The sequence below is a fragment of the Brevibacillus laterosporus LMG 15441 genome, from assembly GCF_000219535.2.
Taxonomy (GTDB): Bacteria; Bacillota; Bacilli; order Brevibacillales; family Brevibacillaceae; genus Brevibacillus_B; species Brevibacillus_B halotolerans.
This window is the reverse complement of record NZ_CP007806.1, coordinates 4,732,501-4,755,052: the sequence shown is the minus strand read 5'-3', so window position 1 is coordinate 4,755,052 and position 22,552 is coordinate 4,732,501. Positions and strand designations below refer to the sequence as shown.

Sequence of the window (22,552 nt, the reverse complement as noted above, 5' to 3'; positions counted from 1 at the left end):
AATAATTACCCAGAAAAAATACTACGAAATGGAGAGACAACGATGAAAAAAGATAAAATTGTATTAGCGTATTCTGGTGGTTTAGATACTTCTGTAGCAATTAAATGGTTACAAGATACCTATAACTACGATGTAATCGCGGTCGCCCTCGATGTGGGGGAAGGAAAGGATTTAGATTTTATCCAGAAAAAAGCGATGCAAGTGGGTGCATATAAATCCATCGTTATAGACGCGAAGGAAGCTTTCGCGAGTGAATATGTTTTGCCAGCTCTACAAGCCAATGCCATGTATGAGGGAAAATATCCATTGGTATCCGCTCTGTCTCGCTACTTGATTTCTAAAATTTTGATTGAGGTTGCGAATCAGGAGGGGGCAGTAGCTGTTGCTCATGGATGCACGGGTAAAGGAAACGATCAGGTGCGTTTTGACCTTTCTTTTACTGCTCTAAATCCAAATATTCAAATTGTTGCGCCAGTTCGTGAGTGGGGCTGGACACGTGATGAAGAGATTGAGTACGCGAAGAAAAATAATATTCCAATCCCGATTAATCTGGATAACCCATATTCAATCGACCAGAATCTTTGGGGAAGAAGCTGCGAGTGCGGTGTTCTCGAAGATCCGTGGGCTGCACCGCCTGAGGGAGCTTATGAGTTAACAGCCTCGATTGAAAATGCTCCAGATCAAGCGGAAGAGATAGAGATTAGCTTTACCAAAGGTGTTCCGACTGCTTTAAATGGGGAAGCAATGACGCTTGCTGAGCTCATTCTAGCTCTAAATAAGATAGCAGGCAAACACGGAGTTGGCCGGATTGACCATGTGGAAAATCGCTTAGTAGGGATTAAATCTCGTGAGGTATATGAGACACCGGCGGCTACTACACTCATTCTAGCGCATCGGGAGCTAGAGTTTTTGACACAGCCTCGTGAAGTCGCTCAATTTAAACCAATCGTGGAACAAAAAATGGCTCAGGTGATTTATGAGGGTCTCTGGTATTCCCCGATTCGTTCTGCTCTGCAAGCATTTATAGAAGAGACTCAGGCAAATGTAACAGGTACTGTTCGTGTTAAGTTTTATAAGGGTCAGGCCATTGTAGTCGGACGTAAATCAGATGCATCCTTGTACAGCCATGAGCTGGCTACCTATAATACCGGCGATCAATTTGATCATAAGGCGGCACTTGGCTTTATTAAATTGTGGGGCTTGCCTACAAAGGTGTATTCACAGGTGAATAACAATTCTGTACAAGAAAACCATGTCGAGCTTGAAAGCAACTCTGGTTCAGCGGCTTCTCCTTCTACAAGTAAAACAGAAAAGGAAGCGATCAAGCCATGAAACTTTGGGGAGGACGTTTTACTAAACCAACCAATCAACTCGTAGATGAATATACAGCCTCTATTTCGTTTGACCAAAGATTGTGGCGTCAGGATATTGTGGGTAGCTCGGCGCATGTCGCAATGCTCGGAAAATGTGGCATTCTCTCGATGGATGAGGTGCGTCAAATCATTGCTGGTTTGAAAAAGGTCAAAGAAAAAATTGAAAGCAAGCAGGTTCAATTTGAAGTCGCTCATGAAGATATTCATATGAACATTGAGAAGCTATTAATTGAAGAAATAGGACCTTTGGGCGGTAAACTTCACACAGGCAGAAGCAGAAATGATCAGGTAGCGCTAGATATGCATTTATATCTGCGTGAAAAACTGATGGAAATTATCGAATTAACCATGTACCTGCAGCAGGCTTTATTGGAGCAAGCCCAGAATCATTTGGAAACGGTTATGCCCGGGTATACGCATTTACAAAGGGCCCAGCCAGTGCTTTTTGGCTATCATTTGATGGCCTATGTATCTATGCTGCAACGTGATTTGGAACGGATGCAGGATTCGTTTAAAAGGGTAAATATCTTGCCTTTGGGAGCGGGGGCACTTGCTGGGACTACGTTTCCGATAGATCGGCAGTTCGTTGCCTCTATGCTTCAATTTGATGGGATCTATCAAAATAGCATGGATGCGGTAAGTGATCGAGATTTTATTGTTGAGTTTTTATCTCATGCTTCCTTATTAATGACCCATCTCTCTCGCTTGTGCGAAGAGCTAGTGATCTGGAGTAGTCAGGAATTTTCCTTCATTGAATTAGACGATGCATTTTGCACTGGTTCAAGCATCATGCCACAGAAAAAGAATCCGGATGTAGCAGAGCTTGTGCGTGGTAAGACAGGTCGTGTTTATGGAAATTTAATCGGAATGCTAACGGTGCTAAAAGGCTTGCCGCTGGCCTATAACAAAGACATGCAAGAGGATAAAGAGGGCATGTTCGATACTGTGGAGACGTTGCATGGAGCATTGGCTTTGTTAACGCCGATGATTTCTACTATGCAGGTGAAAACAGAGCAGATGCGAAAAGCGGTCACCCAGGATTTCTCTAATGCAACAGACCTGGCAGATTATCTAGTCACAAAACAAATTCCGTTTAGGAAGGCGCATGAAATCGTAGGAAATGCGGTTCTCTATTGCTTGGAACGGCACAAATATTTGCTTGACCTTTCCTTAGAGGAGTTCCGTGCGTTTTCCCCACTCATCGACCGAGATGTCTACCAAGCGCTAGATATTGATACGGTAGTGAATGCACGGAATGTGTTAGGGGGAACGGCTAAACAACAGGTTGAACAGCAGATTCAATTTTATCAGGAGAAAGGTAAAGAAAACAGGACTTGGGTAGCAACACATAGTCAGAAGGTTATGGTGGAGGCGCTGGTAGATATTAAGTCGCCTGTGGTATAGATAAAAATAGAGGGCAAACTTGCAAACGTTCGTAGGATCAGCTAATCGAAAGCTGATCCTTTTTGCTGTGAACGCTCTAGTTACAAAAAAATCTATGAGTGGGGAATTGCACGCAGATCAGCTCGTGCAATAATACGCTAGATACTGGATTTCTTTAAATAAGAACTTATGTAAAAAATAGTAAGAAAATAGTTGTCAATATAAAAAAGTGGGTATAAGATCACAATTTTTTGTTGTTTTTTTCCATTTTACCGACAAGAAATGCGATAATTAGGGGATAACAACACAGAAACTCAGTGGTATAATAGAAAAAGTGATCAGATGATAGTATTTTTTGTCTTTTTCTGATGCCTCAAGAACATAAGCGATAATAGGGTGTGATTTTTTTGATCGAGATGTATGATGTCTGGAAAACATATCCCAATGGCACCAATGCGCTAAAGGGGATTAATGTAAAAATTGATAAGGGTGAATTTGTTTATGTTGTAGGTCCAAGTGGTGCTGGTAAATCAACCTTTATTAAATTAATGTATCGGGAAGAAAGACCAACCAAGGGACAAATCTTTTTAAACGGATTTAATGTCAGTCGCATTAAAGAAAAACAAATACCAAATGTACGCCGCAGTATCGGAGTTGTTTTTCAGGATTTTAAACTATTGCCAACTTTAACGGTATTTGAAAATGTTGCATTTGCAATGGAAGTTATTGAGGCGAATAAGAAGATCATCAAGCCTCGTGTTTTAGATGTGCTTAATCTTGTTAAATTAAAGCATAAAGCAAAAATGCTGCCAGGAGAATTATCGGGTGGGGAGCAACAACGAGTCGCTTTGGCGCGGGCTATCGTTAACAATCCAAGTATCATTATTGCGGACGAGCCTACGGGTAACCTTGATCCCGAAACTTCTTGGGATATTATGCGCTTGTTTGAAGAGATCAATCAGCGTGGAACGACCGTTGTGATGGCAACACATAACCGTGAGATTGTTAATACGATTCGCCGTCGTGTCATCGCGATTGAAGCTGGTGAAATTGCCCGCGATGAACAGAGAGGGGAATACGGTTATGAAGATTAGTACATACGGACGCCATGTGCGGGAAGGTGTAAAAAATCTGGGACGGAATGGCTGGATGACTTTCGCTTCAGTTAGTGCCGTAACCATTACCTTATTGATCTTAGGTGTATTTTTACTACTCGCACTAAACGTTAATCACATGGCAAAATTGGTGGAAAATCAGGTTGAAATACGTGTTTTTATGGATGTTACCTCAGATAAGGCGGTAGCGGAGAGCTTACAAAAACAAGTGAAGGCATTGCCAGCTGTAGAGACCGTTACCTTTGTTCCGAAAGCCCAAGGGTTAAAGGATTTGCGGGAGCAGCTAGGTGAAAATGGGAAGCTTTTGGATGGCTTGGAGAAGGAAAATCCACTACCAGATGCATTGGTGGTGAAAACCAAAGAACCAAAAGATGTAGATTTTGTCGCTAAGCAGGTCAAAGAGATGGAACATATTGAAGATGTCGACTACGGAGCGGAAACGGTAAACAATTTGTTTACTGCGACCAATATTTTGCGTAATGTAGGCATTTTCTTCATTATTGGATTAGCTTTTACGGCGATGTTCCTTATTGCTAATACCATTAAACTAACCATTGTTGCACGCCGTCGTGAAATTGAAATTATGAAGCTAGTAGGAGCAACCAACTGGTTTATTCGTTGGCCTTTCTTTATTGAAGGTCTGTTTATGGGTGTATTGGGAGCGATTATTCCTATTACCATCCTTGCAGGAGGTTACTACTATTTATTGGAACAAATACACGCTAGTATGTACAGCTCTATGCTTCCGTTATTGCCAATGAATCCGTTTGCCTATCAGGTAGGACTGTTATTGGTAGGGATTGGTGCTTTTATTGGTATTTGGGGAAGTATGCTTTCCGTTCGCAAATTCTTGAAGGTGTAGATGATAGAGCAATTGATAGAATAAGGCTATGGGAGGGCACGTGAAAATGAAAAAGAATAACCTCATTCTTTCTGTTTTAGCGACCAGTATGCTGGCATGGGGACTAGCGCCTGCTCCTGCGGGGTATGCCAGCAAGAAATCTCTACAAACGATTAATCGAGAGCTAGAACAAATTCGGTCGCAGAAAAAGAAGCAACAGCAACAGGTAAGTAATATTAAGAATCAAATTAATACAGTGAGAAATGAGCAGAAAAATTTAGATCATGAACTATTTGCCATCGATCTAAAGCGAGAAGAAACACAGCAGAAGCTGGACAAGCTGGATAAAGACATTCACCTGACAGCTAAAAAGGCTGTGGTTGCACAGGAAGATTTAGATTCCGCTGTAGATCGAGTGGCTAAGCGTGATGAGCTATTAAAAACACGAGTCAAAGCAATGTATAAACGAGGTAAGGTATCCTATCTGGATGTGCTGATGGGCTCCTCTGATTTTGGCGATTTGTTGACACGCATGCACGGCATGAAGCTGATCGTGGAACAGGATAATCGGATTTTGGAGGAGAACAAAAAGGATAAACAAACCATTGAAAAACGGAAGAAAGACGTGGATAATTTACTTACTTCCTATAAAACAATGTTCTCAAAAAGTGAAGATTTAAAAGAAGAGCTCGATCGACAATATAATCGCAGTGTCGTTATAAAAGCCGAGCTTAAGAAGAAAGAAAACAATCTCATAGAAATCGAAGCAGAGGCACAAGAAGCCATGAGAGCAATGATTCAAGCAGAATCTGCTAAGCTATTGGAAAAGCGCAATTTAAGCAGTGTAAGTAATTACAAAGGTGGAAAATTGGGAGTTCCGCTTGACTCGTTCGTTCTTACTTCCTCATTTGGTTATCGGGCCGATCCATTCACAGGCAAAGCCGCAGGACACGATGGACTAGACATGGCAGCACCAAAGGGAACAACGATCAAAGCAGCCGAGGATGGTATCGTTATTTTTGCTTCAACGATGCGGGGATATGGTAATGCAGTTGTTATACAGCACAATAATGAAATCAGTACGTTATACGGGCATATTCGTGAAGGTGGGATTAAGGTTCGTGTTGGACAAGCTGTAAAACGTGGTGAAAAGATTGCAGAGGTAGGTTCCACTGGACGCTCAACTGGGAACCATCTGCATTTCACCGTGTATAAAAACAATCGACCGGTTGATCCCGCACCATACATCCGCTAGGATTGTCACAAATATTGTAGCTCCACTTTGCATACACTAGTTGCATAGCTTTTCCATGGCAGACAAAAAGGATGGTGTATAGTATGAAATGGAACGGACGCAAGGTGCTTGCCCTTGTGCTAGCCGGTATGTTGACCAGCAGTCTCCTAACTGTGATTGCTGTGAAAACAGTTCCGTTAAGCTCTGCAACAAATGCGGTAGTGGCTGGCGGGAGCAACGGTCTTTTCTCTCTTGGTGGTGGACAAGGTTCGCCCAAAGACTTTGCTAAGCTACAGGAAGTATATAAAATAATCAAATCGCGTTACGTGCATGAGGTAGCTGATGACAAGCTCATGGAGGGAGCCATCAACGGCATGATCTCTGCGTTGGATGATCCGTATTCAGACTATATGGATCCTGAGGCAGCAGCGGAATTTAATGCATCTCTTAATTCTTCATTTGAAGGAATTGGGGCAGAAGTAACAATGAAGAATGGTAAGCTTACCATCGTATCACCGATAAAAACCTCCCCGGCGGAAAAAGCGGGGCTTCGTCCAAACGATCAGGTGCTTAGCGTTAATGGTGAATCTTTGGAAGGCTTAGATTTGCATAAAGCGGTAGGGAAAATTCGTGGTCCTAAAGGAACGAAGGCTACTCTGAAAATTTTGCGTACGGGAAATCCCGAACCGATTACTGTTGTGATTGTTCGAGATGATATTCCAATTGAGACCGTCCATAGCTCCATCCTAGAGAGTAACGGTAAGAAAATCGGGAAATTAGAAATGACCTCCTTCGCTAGTGCTACGGCTGACGATTTTAATAGAGAATTAGCCGAACTAGAGAAAAAAGGCATTCAAGGATTAATCATTGATGTTCGTGGTAACCCAGGCGGCTATCTAAAAGCAACGACTAGTATCAGCGAGGTTTTGATCCCTAACAAGGCTAAAATTGTTGAAATCTCCTATGGAAATAATAATGAACAGGTAGAGACGTTTTATTCCAAAGCGGATAAGGGAAAACCGTATCCCATCACTGTTTTAATTGATGGAGGATCTGCTAGTGCCTCCGAAATTTTAGCAGGTGCCCTGTCCGAGAGTGCAGGTGCAAAATTGGTTGGCGAAAAAACGTTTGGTAAGGGTACCGTTCAGAACACGATGGAAATGAAGGATAAAAGCCAATTAAAGCTAACAATTGCTAAATGGTTAACACCTAAAGGAGAATGGATTCATAAAAAAGGAATCCAGCCTGATGAGGTTGTCACTCAGCCAGATTATTTTAAGGCAACACAGCTTCCGCATGATAAAGTATTATCACGCGATATGAATGGGATAGAAGTAAAGAACCTCCAATTAATTCTTGAAGGTCTGCAATTGAAGCCAGATCGTTTGGATGGCTATTATGATGCTTCTACTGAAGCCGCAGTGAAAAAATTCCAACAGGCTCACAAGCTTGAAGTGACGGGAAAAGTAGATCAAAAAACGGGTCTAGCGATGCAAAATGCTTTAATTAAAGTAATGAGAGATCCGAACAACGATCGCCAATTGCAACGTGCATTGGAGATCACTGCGCAGTCAAAGGCAAAATAATCCAAAGAAAAAAAGCAGGGAAACCTTTCTATTCTGTAGAAAGTAAGAACCACGAACAAAACGGTCGTGGTTCTTTTTTGTATAAGGATAATGGCTTGGACCTGATAGTAAAAGTGCAATAAGTTTTGCCGGCACTAGAGGTTTGGCAGATGCCAAGCTCTTTTATATTTTTAGAGGGGGAGAGAAAATTGAGTGTGCTCTGGAACCTGATAAGCAATTATTTGTACGCATTGGTACATTTTCTGTTAAATCCGCTCCTATATGCGTTTCTCATACTGATTTACCTGCATTATCGCAAACAAATGCTATGGGAGCGTCAATTGTTTTCTGTACGAATCCATTCGCCATTAGCACAAACACTGCGTTCTGTTGGTCTGGGGATAGTGGGCGGTTTGTTCGTTAGCCTTGTAGCTGGGTTATTAGGTATCTTTATTCAGGTATCTGACATGTGGATTGCTTGGGCGATTGCTTTATTACTTGCCTTTGTAAGATTTCGCTTTCTATGTTTGGCCTATGGAACGGCTATTTTTACCGGCTTACATGGGCTTGCCAAACTATTTCCCATAGCCGAAGAGGTATCTGGCATCGCTAAAGTATGGGGGTGGTTTGCTCATGCTAATCCAGCACCGCTACTAGCTTTAGTCGCTCTATTACATATTGTAGAAGCATGGTTTATTAGAAGTCATGGAGACAGACATGCATCTCCGTTATTTGTAGAAGGAAAACGCGGAAGAGTTGTAGGTGCTTACCAGCTTCATTCCTTTTGGTTAACACCTGTCATTGTACTAACCCCTGTTACAGAAGGGGCATTGCAGGTACCTGCACTATTTCAGGGATGGCCGTTGTTTTCTCCGGATTGGTCGATGGCTACGCTTGGGATGTTGCTTTTACCAGCAATTACGGGTTTTTCTGCTATTACGAAAACAAAAACACCACAGGAAAAAGCGAGCTCTTTATCCAAGCATTTATTTCTGTATTCATTCATTTTGCTTGGAATAAGCTATGTAGCAGTCATTGTTCCTTCTCTTGTGTATGTAGCTGCCCTCTTTGCCTTTTTTGGGCACGAATGGTTGGGGTGGCTAAGCGCACGCCAAGAGGAGAGATTGCCTCCCTACTACGTTCCTACTGGTAAAGGCCTGAAAGTGCTGGCTGTACTCCCAGGGACGCCAGCCGATGTAATGGGGATTAGGAGCGGCGAGGTAATTGTTAAGGTAAATGGATACCCGATCTCGGTAAAGGGAGATTTATATCCGGCGTTACAAGCTAACCCAGCTTTCTGTAAAATGGAAGTTTTGACACTGGATCATGAAATAAAATTTACGCAGAGTGCGATCTATGCGGGACAGCATCATCAGCTTGGTATTATTGTGGTACCAGACGAACGGACAACGCATTTTGTGTCTATGCAAGAAATTGGTTTCCTTGGAGTAAGGAAGCATAAACCGAAAGACGAGCACGAGCTGGGCATGTAGCAGGGAAAACCCTGCGTTACCCGTGGAAAAAGCATGGAAACAACAAAAAGATGACCTCAAGCTTGTATGAGGTCATCTTTTTCGTTTGAGAAGAACAGTTTTGGACTGTTCTTCTTATCATTTACGCAGAGGGTTTATCTGTGTTACCCTCAGACTTTTCCTTGTCATCAGGCGTTTGGGAATCTCCAGGTTTTCCTGATTCATCAGGTTTCTGGGAGTCGGGATTTTCACTTTCACCAGCACCCTCAGAACCATCGGTGCCGCCGCTCTCGCCCGTGCCTTCAGAACCACCGGTACCGCCGCTTTCGTCAGTACCTTCAGAACCGTCCGGCTCAGTAGGAGCTTCTTCCTCTTCTTCAGGCTTTACTACCTCAAGTCCAACGATATCTGTAGATTTAATCTTTTTACCGTCAGCTAGAACAAATTCTACCAAACCATTTTTCATGCTGACTGCCTGAATGATACCAGTTGACTCAGTTGAGGTTGGTTTGCCGTCCTCGCCTGTTCCTTGTTCTGTATACGTTACTTTATAACCAATCATATTGGCGTATTTTAGCGTTTGGTCAACACCAGTTTGAGACGTAAGAGATTCTAGGCCATGGATTTGCTGTTGGGAGATAATATCTTTACCTACGATAAACCAGATTCTGCCATCAACCATTTTTACTCCGTCAACGGTACCAGAAGCTGTTGTTACATAAATTTGACCGGAGTCATCCTTACGAGCCACTTCATAAGTAGCTTTTTTACCGATGATTTCCTCGTACTCTTTTACGTTTAACAGACTGCTATTTGACTCCTTCATAAGAAGCTCGATATTCGTCACTTTTTCTACCATGGTCATCATAGCGGTTTGCATCATAAATTGAGAGTTATCCATCGGTGACATCGGGTCTTGATTCTTTATTTGGGCAATCATTAGCTTCATAAAAGATTCGCTATCCAAGCCCGTTGAAAATTCTTTTGTATTAGCATAGCTATATTCTGCTTGTACGGAAGACTTTGTTTTCGGCGTTGTGTTTTGTGCTGTCGCTTTGGCTGCTGCTCTCGCTGCTCCCAGCGATTTTTGTATGCTGTTGGTCGGCATTCATTTTCCTCCCAAATGGGTAAAAATTATCAGACAGATAGACTTGCTATCTTTCTATATTATCGGTAAAATCACTTATATCGAATAGACAAACAAACGTTCGAGTTTTTGCTTACATTTTAAATGATTGTGCTATAATGAAGGATAGGATATAAAAAGGAGGATGAGGGGACCGTGGATCGTTTTGAGTTAGTTTCGGAGTATACGCCTTCGGGTGATCAGCCTATTGCAATTGCAGAGCTAGTGGAAGGAATAAAGGCGGGTAAACGCCATCAAACTCTGCTGGGTGCTACCGGAACAGGTAAAACCTTTACTGCTGCTCATATGATAGCTCAGGTGAACAAACCTACACTAGTCATGGCGCATAACAAGACCTTAGCTGCTCAGTTGGCAGCAGAATTTCGTGAATTTTTCCCGAATAACGCGGTAGAATACTTCGTTAGTTACTACGATTACTATCAACCGGAAGCCTACATTCCTCATTCGGATACTTATATTGAAAAGGATTCAAGCGTTAATGATGAGATTGATAAATTGCGTCACTCAGCAACTAGCGCGTTATTAGAGAGACGAGATGTCATCATTGTAGCATCCGTTTCCTGCATATACGGTTTGGGTTCCCCGATTGAATATAGAGAGATGGTGCTTTCCCTGCGTACGGGCATGGAAAAAAGCAGAGATGAGGTTTTGCATCGTCTCGTTGATATTCAATATGACCGCAATGATATTAACTTTACTCGTGGGACGTTTCGTGTTCGAGGAGACGTACTGGAAATATTCCCGGCGTCGCGCAGTGAACAGGCAATACGAGTAGAGTTTTTTGGTGATGAGATTGAGCGCATCACAGAGATTGATGTATTAACTGGGGAGATTCTGGGAAGTAGGGACCACGTAGCGATTTTTCCTGCGTCTCACTTCGTTACCCGTGAAGAAAAAATGAAGAAAGCTGTTGAAAATATTGAACAGGAGCTAGAACTAAGGCTGTTAGAATTGCAAGCAGCAGGCAAGTTATTGGAAGCGCAACGGCTAGAACAGCGTACGAGATACGATATAGAGATGATGCTGGAAATGGGCTTTTGCTCAGGAATTGAGAACTACTCCCGTCATTTGACTGGATTACCAGAGGGACATCCTCCATACACGCTGCTTGATTATTTTCCGGATGATTTTTTAATGGTGATAGACGAGTCTCACATGACCCTCCCACAAATTCGCGGGATGTACAATGGAGATAGAGCCCGCAAGGATGTACTGGTGGAGCATGGCTTCCGATTGCCGTCCGCCCGCGATAACCGTCCGCTTAGGTTTGAGGAGTTCGAAAAGAAAGTAAAGCAAGCTGTCTATATTTCAGCCACACCAGGAGTATATGAACTGGAGCATACGCCTAAAATGGCAGAGCAGGTCATTCGTCCAACAGGTTTAGTGGATCCAACAATCACCGTTCGTCCAATAAAAGGACAAATTGATGATTTAATCGGGGAAATTCAGGCAACCATTGCTAAAGACGAACGTGTTTTAGTAACGACTCTTACCAAGAAGATGTCAGAAGACCTAACCGATTATCTGAAGGAGATTGGCATTAAAGTACGTTATTTGCACTCTGATATTAAGACTATAGAGCGCATGCAGATTTTACGTGCCCTGCGTTTGGGCGAATTTGATGTTTTGGTCGGGATTAACTTGTTGCGGGAAGGGCTGGATTTACCGGAAGTATCTTTAGTTGCCATTTTAGACGCAGATAAAGAAGGCTTCCTGCGCAATGAGCGGTCATTAATCCAAACCATCGGACGTGCTGCGAGGAATGCAGAGGGTCGCGTAATTATGTACGCTGACAAAATGACTGATTCCATGTCGAAAGCCATACAAGAAACGGAACGGCGCCGTAGTATCCAGCTTGCTTACAATGAAAAGCACGGTATCACACCACAAACGATTCAAAAAGCCATTCGCGGAGTTATTGAAGCAACAAAAGTGGCGGAGGAGAAAGCTGATTATCTACCACACTTAGATGTAAAGAAGATGCCGAAAAAGGATCGCATAGTAGTCATCGAGCGAATGGAAGAGGAAATGAAGGAAGCCGCACGCAATCTCATGTTCGAGCGTGCAGCAGAGCTTCGTGATTTGCTATTGGAGTTGAAAGCTGACTTGTAGGGAGTGAAATACATGCCATTAGATCGAATCGTGGTGAAGGGTGCACGCGCTCATAATTTAAAAAACATAGATGTCGTCATCCCACGAGATAAATTTGTTGTTTTAACGGGACTATCCGGTTCAGGAAAATCGTCTCTTGCTTTTGATACGATCTATGCGGAAGGACAGCGTCGTTATGTAGAGTCGCTATCTGCCTATGCTCGTCAATTTCTTGGACAAATGGATAAGCCTGATGTAGATTCCATTGATGGTCTCTCTCCAGCTATTTCGATTGATCAGAAGACCACGAGTCGCAATCCACGTTCTACCGTAGGAACTGTGACGGAAATCTATGATTATTTGCGTCTGTTATATGCACGTATTGGAAGACCTGTTTGCCCAACTCATGGGATAGAAATTAGTTCCCAGACGATCGAACAAATGGTAGATCGTATTATGGAATTTCCGGAACGTACCCGTATGCAAATTCTGGCTCCACTAGTCCAGGGACGTAAAGGAGAACACGTCAAGCTGTTAGAAGATATTCGAAAACAAGGGTATGTTCGGGTTCGGGTTGATGGTGAAGTCCGGGATTTATCTGAGGAGATTCGTCTGGAAAAAAACAAAAAGCATAGCATTGAAGTTGTCATTGACCGGATTGTTGTCAAACCTGATTCTCAGACGCGCATTGCTGATTCCTTAGAAACAGCGTTGCGTTTAGCAGATGGTAAGGTAATTGTCGATGTGATTGATCAGGAAGAGCTGCTATTTAGCGAGAAGCATGCTTGTCCGCTCTGTGGATTCTCGATTGGCGAGTTAGAGCCGAGAATCTTCTCATTTAACAGCCCGTACGGAGCCTGCTCAGAGTGTGACGGATTGGGAGTGAGGATGGAGGTTGACCCGGACCTGGTTGTTCCAGATTCCGCTAAGACATTATCAGAGGGGGCTATAGCAGCCTGGGAGCCAAAGTCTTCTACCTACTACCCTCAACTATTAGAATCAGCTTGCCGCCATTTTAGCATTCCTACAGATGTGCCGGTGGAAGAGCTAGATGATGAGCAATTGCAAATCGTTTTATATGGCAGCAAAGGGGAAAAAATTCAATTCCGTTATGAGAATGAATTTGGTCAAGTACGTGAGGCTACAGTGGCATTTGAAGGTGTAATCCCGAATCTGCAAAGACGCCACCTAGAAACCAGCTCTGATTATATACGTGAACAAATTGAAGGCTTCATGGGGCAAAAAGCCTGCCCGGTTTGTAAAGGCCAGCGTTTGCGTCAAGAGAGCCTTGCTGTTTTGATCGGCAAACGTAATATTTCAGAGCTTACCAGTCTATCTATTGTGGATGCCCATCAATTTTTTGATCAGGTTGAATTAAGTGAGAAAGAGATAAAGATCGCTCATATGATTTTAAAGGAGATCAAAGCAAGATTGAATTTCCTTATTGATGTGGGGCTTGATTACCTAACATTAAGCCGAGCGGCAGGTACATTATCAGGTGGAGAAGCGCAACGCATTCGATTAGCTACACAGATTGGCTCTAGTCTAATGGGAGTCTTATATATTTTGGACGAGCCAAGCATTGGTCTACATCAGCGTGATAATGCTCGCTTGATTAAGACGCTGGAGCATATGACAAGCTTAGGAAATACACTGATTGTGGTAGAGCATGACGAGGATACGATGCTAGCCTGCGATTACATTATTGACATTGGTCCTGGAGCAGGGATTCACGGTGGACAGATAGTGGCGGAAGGAACTCCACAAGAAGTAATGGAAAATCCCAACTCTCTGACAGGAGCTTATTTAAGTGGGCGTAAATTCATCCCTGTACCTCTTGAAAGACGTAAGCCTGCTCAAAATGGTGAAGCCTGCGATAAATGGATAGTGATTGAAGGGGCAAAAGAAAACAACCTAAAAAATGTGAATGTCAAGATTCCATTAGGCGTATTCGTTGCTGTAACGGGTGTCTCTGGTTCTGGAAAAAGTACTCTCATTAACGAAATCCTACACAAGGCATTGGCGCGTGAATTAAATCGGGCAAAGGCTAAGCCTGGAGAATTTAAACGAATGAATGGCTTGGAGCATTTGGACAAGGTAGTTGATATTGATCAATCGCCAATTGGGCGTACACCTCGTTCCAACCCAGCTACGTATACGGGTGTGTTTGATGATATTCGTGACCTATTTGCCTCCACAAATGAAGCAAAAGTGCGTGGATACAAGAAAGGACGTTTTAGCTTTAACGTAAAAGGCGGGCGTTGTGAAGCTTGCACAGGAGACGGTATTATTAAGATTGAGATGCATTTTCTGCCGGACGTGTACGTACCCTGCGAGATTTGTAATGGAAAACGCTACAATCGTGAGACCTTAGAGGTTAAATATAAAGGCAAAAGCATTTCTGATATTTTAGAAACAACAGTGGAAGATGCAGTTGAGTTTTTCAAAAATGTACCGAAAATCCAAAGAAAAATTCAAACGCTGCTTGATGTTGGTTTAGGCTACATGAAGTTAGGACAACCGGCCACTACTTTATCAGGCGGAGAAGCCCAACGCGTGAAATTAGCTTCGGAATTACATCGCCGCAGTACGGGGCGCACCATATACATCCTAGATGAACCAACTACAGGATTGCATACCTATGACATTGACCGCTTGCTAAAAGTCTTGCAACGATTAGTAGAAAATGGCGATACGGTTTTGGTTATTGAACATAATCTGGATGTTATTAAGACAGCAGACCATATAATCGACCTTGGGCCAGAAGGCGGAACACGGGGAGGCAGTATTGTAGCTACGGGCACTCCAGAAGAGGTTGCCAAGGTTAAGGGATCGTATACAGGAGAGTTTTTGGGTCCTATCCTTGAGCGTGATCGCAAGCGTACTCAAGAACGGATTCAAGAGCTAGTTAATCAAACCTAAGGTAAAAGCTTTACAGTACAACACTAAAAAGGCATCCTAGTTAACCGGGGTGTCTTTTCTTTTACATAAGTATGATAGTTCCAAGCCAATTCATCTAGACGGTTGTTTGCACAAGATGGGTTCGTTACAATAGGGGTAAGAAATAACGGAAAACAGCGATCTCGGCTGGGAAAGTGGTGTTTGATACAAATGGTAAATGTCAGTCATCTTGTCGAACATTTTCAACTGAAAATAGTAAGTGGCGAACAGGGATTAAGTCGCCCGATCAGCGTTACTGATTTAAGTCGGCCTGGATTACAGCTAGCGGGATATAAATCCCATTATCCTGGAGAACGCATCCAAATTCTCGGAATGACTGAAATGGAATTTTTACATACATTGCCTAATGAAACCATAGTGGATAGACTCAGCTTTTTAATGAGTGAGGAGACACCTTGCTTATGTGTAGCGCGTAATTTGGAATTGCCACAAGAAGTGCTAGACGTATCTAACAGCAGAGGGGTGCCGGTCATTCAATCTCCTTTACCAACGACCAGCTTGGTTAGTAAGCTGACAAATTATCTGGAGGATCGTCTCGCGCCAACAGCTACGATTCATGGGGTTCTTACGGATGTATACGGAGTGGGTGTCTTTATCCTTGGTGCTAGTGGAATCGGGAAAAGTGAGACAGCACTGGAACTGGTAAAGCGTGGTCATCGTCTTGTAGCCGATGACGCTGTAGAAATTCGTCAAACCCAAGAAGGTCACTTAACAGGGATGGCCCCTGATTTAATTCAACATTTATTGGAAATCCGCGGAGTAGGTATTATCAATGTAATGACGATGTTTGGTGCAGGAGCTGTACGTAATACGAAAAACATTGATATGGTCGTGAAGCTAGAGCTGTGGGATCAGCATAAGCACTACGAGCGTTTAGGACTAGATGAAGAAAAAATGAAAGTAATGGATACTGATGTGCCAGTCATTACTGTCCCTGTTCGTCCAGGGCGAAATTTAGCCGTCATTATCGAGGTAGCTGCTATGAACTACCGCCTAAAACGCATGGGCTACAATGCTGCCGTACATTTCTCCAAGCGTTTGACAGATACAATTGAAGATCATGATTCATTTATCTAAGATGATGCGATCCCTATAGGGAGAGGTAAAGGAGCAAGCTGACGCATATGCGTAACACCAAACGATATCCCGTAGCGGGAGGAGTCAATCCGCTTTGGCATATGTATAAAACCGTGAGTTTTTGGAAGGTTTGTAGAAACTTTGTTGTTATCCAACTGGCGCGTTATTGTCCGTTTGTGTTTGTGAAGAATTGGATGTATCGTACCTTTCTGGGAATCAAGGTAGGCGATCAATCTGCTGTAGCATTGATGGTTATGATGGATATTATGTATCCTGAACTCATTACGATTGGACGAAATTGCGTAATTGGCTATAATACTACTATTTTAGCCCATGAATATTTAGTGGACGAGTATCGCCTTGGGGAAGTTATGATTGGCGATCGTGTTTTAATTGGGGCCAATACCACAATTTTGCCTGGAGTAGCCATTGGTGATAATGCCGTGGTTGCAGCAGGCAGTGTTGTTCACCGCGATGTACCAGCAGGAGCATTTGTGGGTGGAAATCCGCTACAAACCATTCGACAGTAAAGTAGAGCTAGAGGACCTTTGTCTCGTCAGGAGCCAAAGGTTTTTTTTGTGGGAAAATAAAGCTCCTGAAGGGGATAGTGCCAAAAAAATTTTGCTACTAGGTTAAGTAGGTAAACACATGATCCACGGACATGCTGTCGTAAAAAGGTGTTGACCTCTTCGATATTTAGTAGTATATTTTCTACTAATTCACTCGCTTTAGTTTATTAGCAGAGTAAAGCGTCTAGAGGAGTAGGAGGGAACGAGGATGGCTACACCCTTGGTTTTTGAAAAGCCTTTAGGCATGCGAGATATATTGCCTGAGGTATTACAAAAGCAACGTATAATTGAACGAATTTTGCGTCAATGCATATCGAGGTGGGGGTATGACGAAATTGCCACACCTGCGCTAGAGTACTTTGAAACGGTGGGGGTAGCAAGTGCGACTCTGACCGACCATATGTTCAAGCTGTTAGATAAACAGGGGCATACTGTCATTTTACGTCCCGAGGTAACAGCGCCTATAGCCCGTGTTGTCTCTTCCTTGTATAAGCACGTACCTTATCCTATCCGATTATTTTATCAAGCGAATGTATTTCGTGCGCAAGAGAAAGAAGCTGGCCGTCCTGCTGAATTTTATCAGACAGGAGTAGAGCTTATCGGGGATGCTAGTGTAGATGCGGATGCTGAAGTAATTGTTTTAGCGATTTCATGCTTGCAGGATGCTGGAGTATCTGCCTTTAAACTAACAATTGGTCATGTAGACGTGGTAACTGGCTTGTTAGAAGAAATCATAGGTGATCAGCAGGAGAGACAAAGCTTGGAGAAATGCCTTCAGCATAGAGATTATGTAGGGTATCGTCAACTCGTGAGTAGTCTATCTGTCACAGAGAAAGAAAAAGAGAGGCTGCTTTTCCTGCTTCAATTGCGTGGCGGTAAAGAGATCGTTAGGGAAGGCATGCAGCTCTTGCGAAATTCAAAAGCGGTGGAAGCTATGCAAACCATCTCAACATTGTGGGATGCGTTGGAGGCTTATGGTGTAGAGAAGCATATCCAATTAGACTTAACGCTCATTGGACGATTTGATTATTATACAGGCATTGTTTTTGAAGGATATGCAGCAGAACTGGGTTCGTCCTTGTTAAGCGGCGGCCGATATGATCGGTTGTTAGAGCAATTTGGTCGTCCAGCAGTAGCCACAGGTTTTGCACTCGAAGTTGATTGTTTATTACAGGTAGCAAATATAGAAGCCCCATTTTCTAAAAAACGATATGTCGTTTTATATAAGCAGGACCAACGAGCAGAAGCACTTCGCTATGCACAGAAAAAACGTGATCAACAAAATGTCGTTATTACAGCAAGATGGTCAGCAGAGGCAGAGCATGCTTTTAGAAATTGCAAACACAATCATATTGTTATCTGGGGAGGCGAGGGACCGTGAAGGAAACGGAATCATTGCAAAAGCTAACGATAGCGATGCCAAAGGGGCGCATATTTGAAGAGTCACTAGTCTTTTTACAAGAATCAGGCATCGTGGTTGGTGAAAATTTGAAAGATTCCCGCAAATTGATCATTCCTGTTCCGCATTTTCAGATGGAATTTATTTTGGCAAAGCCAACTGACGTACCGACTTATGTGGAGTATGGCGTAGCAGATGTTGGTGTGGTAGGCAAAGATGTTTTATTGGAAGAAAACAGGGATGTCTACGAATTACTTGATCTTGAAATTGGCAGATGTCGCATGGTGGTTGCTGGTTTGGCCGAGTATCAGCCAACTGTTCAGCCTAGAGTAGCTACCAAATATCCTACGATTGCATCGCGTTATTTTCGAGAACAAGGTCAGCAGGTCGAGATCATTAAGCTAAATGGTTCTGTCGAATTAGCTCCATTGATCGGGCTTGCAGAACGGATTGTTGATATTGTCTCCACAGGGCAGACGTTACGAGAGAATGGTCTGATAGAGATGGAACATATTTGCGATATAACTACAAGGCTTATTGCCAATCGCTCCAGTTATCGAATGAAAAGTAAGGCTGTAGAAAGCGTTGCCCAAAAATTTATACAGGCCATTCCAAAAGCAGGCGTACTCAGATGAATAGGAGGTACTAGACAGCATGCTAAGGATTACAAATGCACACAAGCTTAGTATTGCCCGCAGTATTGACCGTGGCACTACAGAACAGCAATGTGTTGTCCGGGAGATTTTAGCAGCGGTTAAAGAGAGTGGCGATAAAGCAGTTCGTGCCTTTACCCAAAAATATGATGAGGTAACCATCGAAAAGATTCGCGTAACAGAAGAAGAATTCCTAGCTGCCAAGGCTCACGTTCCTATTGAGGTACGGAGCGCTTTGCAAGAAGCGGCCGACAATATTCGTGCATACCATCAGCATCAGGCGCGTACATCCTGGTTTATGACAAGAGAGTCTGGAACTATGCTGGGCCAAATGATTCGGCCTCTACAAAGCGTGGGGCTTTATGTTCCAGGCGGCTCCGCTTCCTATCCCTCCTCTGTTCTCATGAATGCCATTCCAGCACAAGTCGCAGGGGTGGAAAAAATTGTGATGGTCACACCGCCAGATCGAGAAGGGAGGATTGCTCCAGCCGTTATAGTTGCTGCTGAAATTGCTGGTGTGACGGAGATTTATAAGGTAGGTGGAGCCCAAGCAATTGGCGCACTTACGTATGGAACGCAAACGATTCCTGCTGTAGATAAAATTGTTGGACCGGGCAATATCTATGTCGCGCTAGCCAAACGTGAGGTGTTTGGAATAGTCAGCATTGATATGATAGCAGGTCCTAGTGAAATCGTAGTGTTAGCAGATGAAACAGCTTCGCCCAGCTACATTGCTGCCGACCTCCTATCTCAAGCGGAACACGATCCGCTGGCGTCAGCTATCTTACTTACGACCTCACAAAAAGTAGCTGAGGAAGTAGCTTTTGAATTAGAAAGACAAATCATGAACCTGCCAAGAAAAAAGATTGCAGAAGCTTCTCTGCGCTCTCATGGAGCTATCTGTGTTGTGGCTAATTTGGAAGAAGGCTTTGCAGTGGTTAATCGTTTAGCCCCTGAGCATTTAGAGCTACTTGTAGAAGATGCCCACAGTCATTTAGGAAAAATTAAAAATGCTGGAGCTGTGTTTTTAGGCCCATACAGCTCTGAGCCTGTAGGCGATTATTTTGCCGGACCGAATCATGTTTTACCGACAAACGGAACAGCACGTTTTTCTTCTCCTTTGTCGGTTGACGATTTTATTAAAAAAATGAGTGTTATTTCATATAGTAAGGCCGATCTTGTTGAACATGGAGAAAAAATTATGAGACTGGCGGAAACTGAGGGGCTAACGGCTCATGCTAAAGCCATTCAAGTCAGACTGGCTAGTGTTAGCGATAAATCCTGATAAATATGATGACAGACTGTTGTCAGACTAGCTGAAAGGAAGAAAGCGATGGAACAGGCTATGAGTAGAACAGCGACTATAAAGCGTAAAACCAATGAGACAAACGTGGCTTTGCAGTTTACAGTGGACGGAAATGGAGAGAGCAAGCTGAATACAGGTGTCCCTTTTTTGTCGCATATGCTTGATTTATTTACACGCCATGGCCATTTTCAATTGCAAGTGGAAGCAGAAGGGGACATCGAGATCGACTATCATCATACGGTTGAGGATATCGGGATTTGTTTAGGTCAGGCCGTACGTGAGGCATTAGGTGATAAAACGGGGATTAATCGCTATGGGAATGCATTTGTCCCTATGGACGATGCGTTGGCCCAGGTGGTGATTGATATAAGTAATCGGCCCCATTTGGAATACCGAGCTACTTTTCCTTCATGTCAGGTTGGACAATTTCCTACCGAGCTGGTGCATGAATTCTTATGGAAATTTGCTTTAGAATCACGGATGAACGTTCATGTCATTTTGCATTATGGTCAAAATACCCATCATATGATTGAAGGAATATTTAAATCATTTGGACGCGCGCTTGATGAAGCTACCCAACTCGATCCACGAGTAAAAGGAGTCCCCTCTACGAAAGGAATGCTATAGAAATATGATTGGAATTATCGACTATGGGATGGGAAATTTGTTTAGTTTACGCAAAGCATTGGAACGTTTAGGGGCGGCACATGAGATTGTTAGTCAACCAGAGCAGTTAAATAGCTATAGCGGGTTATTGCTGCCGGGTGTGGGTGCCTTTGGCGATGCCATGAGATATATCCGAACAATCGGCTTAGATCAAGCGATCCGGGAATATGTACAGACAGATCGTCCGCTGTTGGGGATATGCTTAGGAATGCAGCTTTTGTTTAGCGAAAGTGAAGAGCATGGGATGCATAAGGGGTTGGATTTGCTCCCGGGGCGAGCTGTGCGCTTTCAGGGAGATTTTAAAATTCCTCATATGGGCTGGAATGAACTTACGCTAAGAAATCGAGAGCATCCTTTAGTAAAAGGAGTAGTAGATGGAGAGTATGCGTACTTTGTGCATTCTTATTATGTACAGGTACAAAACTTGGTTCATTTGCTTGCAACAACGGATTACGATCATGATGTAGCGGCGATTGTCTCGTCTGGAAAAGTTACCGGTATGCAGTTTCATCCAGAGAAAAGCGGGTCAACAGGCATGACCTTATTAGCTAATTTTGTGCAGCAATGCAAGGAGGGGCTGGCATGACATTCACTATCTATCCTGCTATTGATATACGTGGAGGGAAGTGCGTCCGCTTATATCAAGGGGATTTCAATCAAGAAACAGTATATGGGGAGTCACCTTATGATGTAGCACAAATGTGGTCGGAATCGGGAGCAGCTTGGTTGCATGTGGTGGATTTGGATGGAGCAAAAGAAGGAACCCCTGTACATTTTGAACTGATTGGTGAAATGGCTAAGTCGATATCTGTCCCCATTCAAGTCGGGGGTGGCATTCGTACTTTACACGATATCGAAGCATATATGGAGTGTGGGATCGCAAGAATTATCTTAGGGACAGCGGCTTTAGAGGATCGTAGCTTTACAATAGAGGCATTACGTCGTTACGGTTCGCGTATCGCCATTGGCTTGGATTGCCGAAATGGCTACGTTGCGACCAGAGGATGGCTATCCACAACCCAAGTGCAGGCAACAGAAATAGCTAAACATTTGGCAGAGCTCGGAGCCGAATTATTTATTTATACAGATATCGGGAGGGATGGAACACTTACAGGACCTAATATAGAAGAGATTGTTCACATAGGAATGGCTACTGGCAAAAAAGTCATTGCTTCAGGAGGAGTTGGCCATATGAATGACTTGCTTTCTTTAATCAATCAAATAGAGTGTGGCGTAGAGGGGGCTATTGTTGGCAAGGCACTTTACACGAAAGCTATTTCCCTTTCCGAAGCCTTAGATAAAGTAAGGGAGGCTACACAAATATGTTAACCAAGCGCATTATTCCTTGTTTGGATGTTAAAGAGGGCCGGGTAGTAAAAGGGGTTCAGTTTGTAGGCCTACGAGATGCAGGTGATCCGGTTGAACTCGCGAAAAAATACTGCCGGGAGGGTGCTGATGAGCTGGTGTTTCTGGATATATCAGCCTCTCATGAAGGACGAAAAATAATGATAGATGTTATAGAAAGGACTGCCGCCCATATAACGATTCCTTTTACAGTGGGAGGCGGTATTCATTCTATTGAAGATATGAAACGAATTTTGCGAGCTGGCGCAGACAAGATATCGCTTAATACAGCCGCAGTATTACATCCCCAGCTGATTCAAGAAGGAGCCGCTTTTTTTGGAAGTCAATGTATAGTC

The 22,552-nt window shown here is 43.3% G+C and carries 19 protein-coding genes (1 of these 19 cut by a window edge); 18 read left to right on the top strand and 1 reads right to left on the bottom strand.

All coding sequences use genetic code 11. The annotated features are described in order from the left end of the window. Positions 1-42: 42 nt before the first annotated feature. The 7 genes from BRLA_RS20985 (at position 43) to BRLA_RS20955 (ending at position 9,004) form a co-directional block, all read left to right on the top strand. Positions 43-1,332, top strand: a complete 1,290-nt coding sequence (locus BRLA_RS20985; protein ID WP_003334347.1) for an argininosuccinate synthase — start codon at positions 43-45, stop codon at positions 1,330-1,332. Beyond that, entirely contained in the window at positions 1,329-2,777 is a 1,449-nt protein-coding gene (gene argH, locus BRLA_RS20980) for an argininosuccinate lyase (RefSeq protein ID WP_003334348.1), read from the top strand. Before BRLA_RS20985 ends, argH begins: the two co-directional genes overlap by 4 nt. A gap of 386 nt (positions 2,778-3,163) precedes the next feature. Beyond that, positions 3,164-3,850: a cell division ATP-binding protein FtsE gene (ftsE, locus tag BRLA_RS20975; protein WP_003334350.1), complete on the top strand. Its 687-nt coding sequence runs from the start codon at positions 3,164-3,166 to the stop codon at positions 3,848-3,850. Next, the gene (ftsX, locus tag BRLA_RS20970; protein ID WP_003334351.1) at positions 3,840-4,733 is read left to right on the top strand and encodes a permease-like cell division protein FtsX; all 894 of its coding nucleotides are present in this window, start codon (positions 3,840-3,842) and stop codon (positions 4,731-4,733) included. Before ftsE ends, ftsX begins: the two co-directional genes overlap by 11 nt. A gap of 46 nt (positions 4,734-4,779) precedes the next feature. Further along, positions 4,780-5,967: a murein hydrolase activator EnvC family protein gene (locus BRLA_RS20965; RefSeq protein WP_003334353.1), complete on the top strand. Its 1,188-nt coding sequence runs from the start codon at positions 4,780-4,782 to the stop codon at positions 5,965-5,967. An 83-nt stretch (positions 5,968-6,050) separates the two neighbouring features. After that, entirely contained in the window at positions 6,051-7,532 is a 1,482-nt protein-coding gene (locus BRLA_RS20960; RefSeq protein WP_003334354.1) for a S41 family peptidase, read from the top strand. 188 nt (positions 7,533-7,720) lie between these two features. Continuing rightward, positions 7,721-9,004, top strand: coding sequence for a PDZ domain-containing protein (locus BRLA_RS20955; RefSeq protein WP_041752695.1), 1,284 nt, complete (start codon positions 7,721-7,723; stop codon positions 9,002-9,004). 121 nt (positions 9,005-9,125) lie between these two features. On the opposite strand, the gene BRLA_RS20950 is transcribed toward BRLA_RS20955, so the two are convergent. Next, complete coding sequence (locus BRLA_RS20950; RefSeq protein WP_003334356.1) at positions 9,126-10,091, bottom strand: flagellar hook assembly protein FlgD; 966 nt, start codon at positions 10,089-10,091, stop codon at positions 9,126-9,128. Between the two features lie 174 nt (positions 10,092-10,265). On the opposite strand from BRLA_RS20950, the gene uvrB reads away from it, so the two are divergent. The 11 genes from uvrB to hisF all read left to right on the top strand — a co-directional run. After that, on the top strand, positions 10,266-12,242 hold the full coding sequence (gene uvrB, locus BRLA_RS20945; protein WP_003334357.1) for an excinuclease ABC subunit UvrB: 1,977 nt from the start codon (positions 10,266-10,268) through the stop codon (positions 12,240-12,242). A gap of 12 nt (positions 12,243-12,254) precedes the next feature. Continuing rightward, complete coding sequence (gene uvrA, locus BRLA_RS20940) at positions 12,255-15,143, top strand: excinuclease ABC subunit UvrA (RefSeq protein WP_003334358.1); 2,889 nt, start codon at positions 12,255-12,257, stop codon at positions 15,141-15,143. Between the two features lie 189 nt (positions 15,144-15,332). Beyond that, positions 15,333-16,259: an HPr(Ser) kinase/phosphatase gene (gene hprK / locus BRLA_RS20935; protein ID WP_003334359.1), complete on the top strand. Its 927-nt coding sequence runs from the start codon at positions 15,333-15,335 to the stop codon at positions 16,257-16,259. A 47-nt stretch (positions 16,260-16,306) separates the two neighbouring features. Then, entirely contained in the window at positions 16,307-16,789 is a 483-nt protein-coding gene (locus BRLA_RS20930) for an acyltransferase (protein WP_022586206.1), read from the top strand. 247 nt (positions 16,790-17,036) lie between these two features. Then, positions 17,037-18,209 (top strand): ATP phosphoribosyltransferase regulatory subunit, encoded by a 1,173-nt coding sequence (locus BRLA_RS20925; RefSeq protein WP_003334361.1) that lies wholly within the window; start codon positions 17,037-17,039, stop codon positions 18,207-18,209. A 35-nt stretch (positions 18,210-18,244) separates the two neighbouring features. Further along, positions 18,245-18,862 (top strand): ATP phosphoribosyltransferase, encoded by a 618-nt coding sequence (gene hisG, locus BRLA_RS20920; protein ID WP_050816534.1) that lies wholly within the window; start codon positions 18,245-18,247, stop codon positions 18,860-18,862. Positions 18,863-18,881: 19 nt separating this feature from the next. Next, complete coding sequence (gene hisD, locus BRLA_RS20915; protein ID WP_003334363.1) at positions 18,882-20,165, top strand: histidinol dehydrogenase; 1,284 nt, start codon at positions 18,882-18,884, stop codon at positions 20,163-20,165. A 48-nt stretch (positions 20,166-20,213) separates the two neighbouring features. After that, a complete protein-coding gene (hisB, locus tag BRLA_RS20910; protein ID WP_003334364.1) occupies positions 20,214-20,813 on the top strand; it encodes an imidazoleglycerol-phosphate dehydratase HisB in 600 nt (199 codons plus the stop codon). Positions 20,814-20,817: 4 nt separating this feature from the next. Further along, positions 20,818-21,438 carry an imidazole glycerol phosphate synthase subunit HisH gene (hisH, locus tag BRLA_RS20905; RefSeq protein ID WP_003334365.1) on the top strand — a complete coding sequence of 207 codons (621 nt, stop codon included), beginning with the start codon at positions 20,818-20,820 and terminating at the stop codon, positions 21,436-21,438. After that, on the top strand, positions 21,435-22,181 hold the full coding sequence (gene hisA, locus BRLA_RS20900) for a 1-(5-phosphoribosyl)-5-[(5-phosphoribosylamino)methylideneamino]imidazole-4-carboxamide isomerase (protein ID WP_003334366.1): 747 nt from the start codon (positions 21,435-21,437) through the stop codon (positions 22,179-22,181). Before hisH ends, hisA begins: the two co-directional genes overlap by 4 nt. Then, positions 22,175-22,552, top strand: the beginning of a protein-coding gene (gene hisF, locus BRLA_RS20895; RefSeq protein WP_003334367.1) for an imidazole glycerol phosphate synthase subunit HisF. It continues 414 nt past the right edge of the window; 378 of the gene's 792 nt are visible here — the first part of the coding sequence; its start codon is at positions 22,175-22,177; its stop codon lies off the right edge, out of view. The genes hisA and hisF overlap by 7 nt, the downstream gene beginning before the upstream one ends.

Bases quoted from the DNA above. Each gene is read 5' to 3' on its own strand.
- hisB (WP_003334364.1), top strand. From the start codon at position 20,214: ATGGAACAGGCTATGAGTAGAACAGCGACTATAAAGCGTAAAACCAAT.
- BRLA_RS20965 (WP_003334353.1), top strand. From the start codon at position 4,780: ATGAAAAAGAATAACCTCATTCTTTCTGTTTTAGCGACCAGTATGCTG.
- BRLA_RS20925 (WP_003334361.1), top strand. From the start codon at position 17,037: ATGGCTACACCCTTGGTTTTTGAAAAGCCTTTAGGCATGCGAGATATA.
- hisD (WP_003334363.1), top strand. From the start codon at position 18,882: ATGCTAAGGATTACAAATGCACACAAGCTTAGTATTGCCCGCAGTATT.
- BRLA_RS20950 (WP_003334356.1), bottom strand. From the start codon at position 10,091: ATGCCGACCAACAGCATACAAAAATCGCTGGGAGCAGCGAGAGCAGCA.
- BRLA_RS20930 (WP_022586206.1), top strand. From the start codon at position 16,307: ATGCGTAACACCAAACGATATCCCGTAGCGGGAGGAGTCAATCCGCTT.
- argH (WP_003334348.1), top strand. From the start codon at position 1,329: ATGAAACTTTGGGGAGGACGTTTTACTAAACCAACCAATCAACTCGTA.
- BRLA_RS20960 (WP_003334354.1), top strand. From the start codon at position 6,051: ATGAAATGGAACGGACGCAAGGTGCTTGCCCTTGTGCTAGCCGGTATG.
- ftsX (WP_003334351.1), top strand. From the start codon at position 3,840: ATGAAGATTAGTACATACGGACGCCATGTGCGGGAAGGTGTAAAAAAT.
- hisA (WP_003334366.1), top strand. From the start codon at position 21,435: ATGACATTCACTATCTATCCTGCTATTGATATACGTGGAGGGAAGTGC.
- hprK (WP_003334359.1), top strand. From the start codon at position 15,333: ATGGTAAATGTCAGTCATCTTGTCGAACATTTTCAACTGAAAATAGTA.
- hisG (WP_050816534.1), top strand. From the start codon at position 18,245: ATGCCAAAGGGGCGCATATTTGAAGAGTCACTAGTCTTTTTACAAGAA.
- BRLA_RS20985 (WP_003334347.1), top strand. From the start codon at position 43: ATGAAAAAAGATAAAATTGTATTAGCGTATTCTGGTGGTTTAGATACT.
- hisH (WP_003334365.1), top strand. From the start codon at position 20,818: ATGATTGGAATTATCGACTATGGGATGGGAAATTTGTTTAGTTTACGC.
- uvrA (WP_003334358.1), top strand. From the start codon at position 12,255: ATGCCATTAGATCGAATCGTGGTGAAGGGTGCACGCGCTCATAATTTA.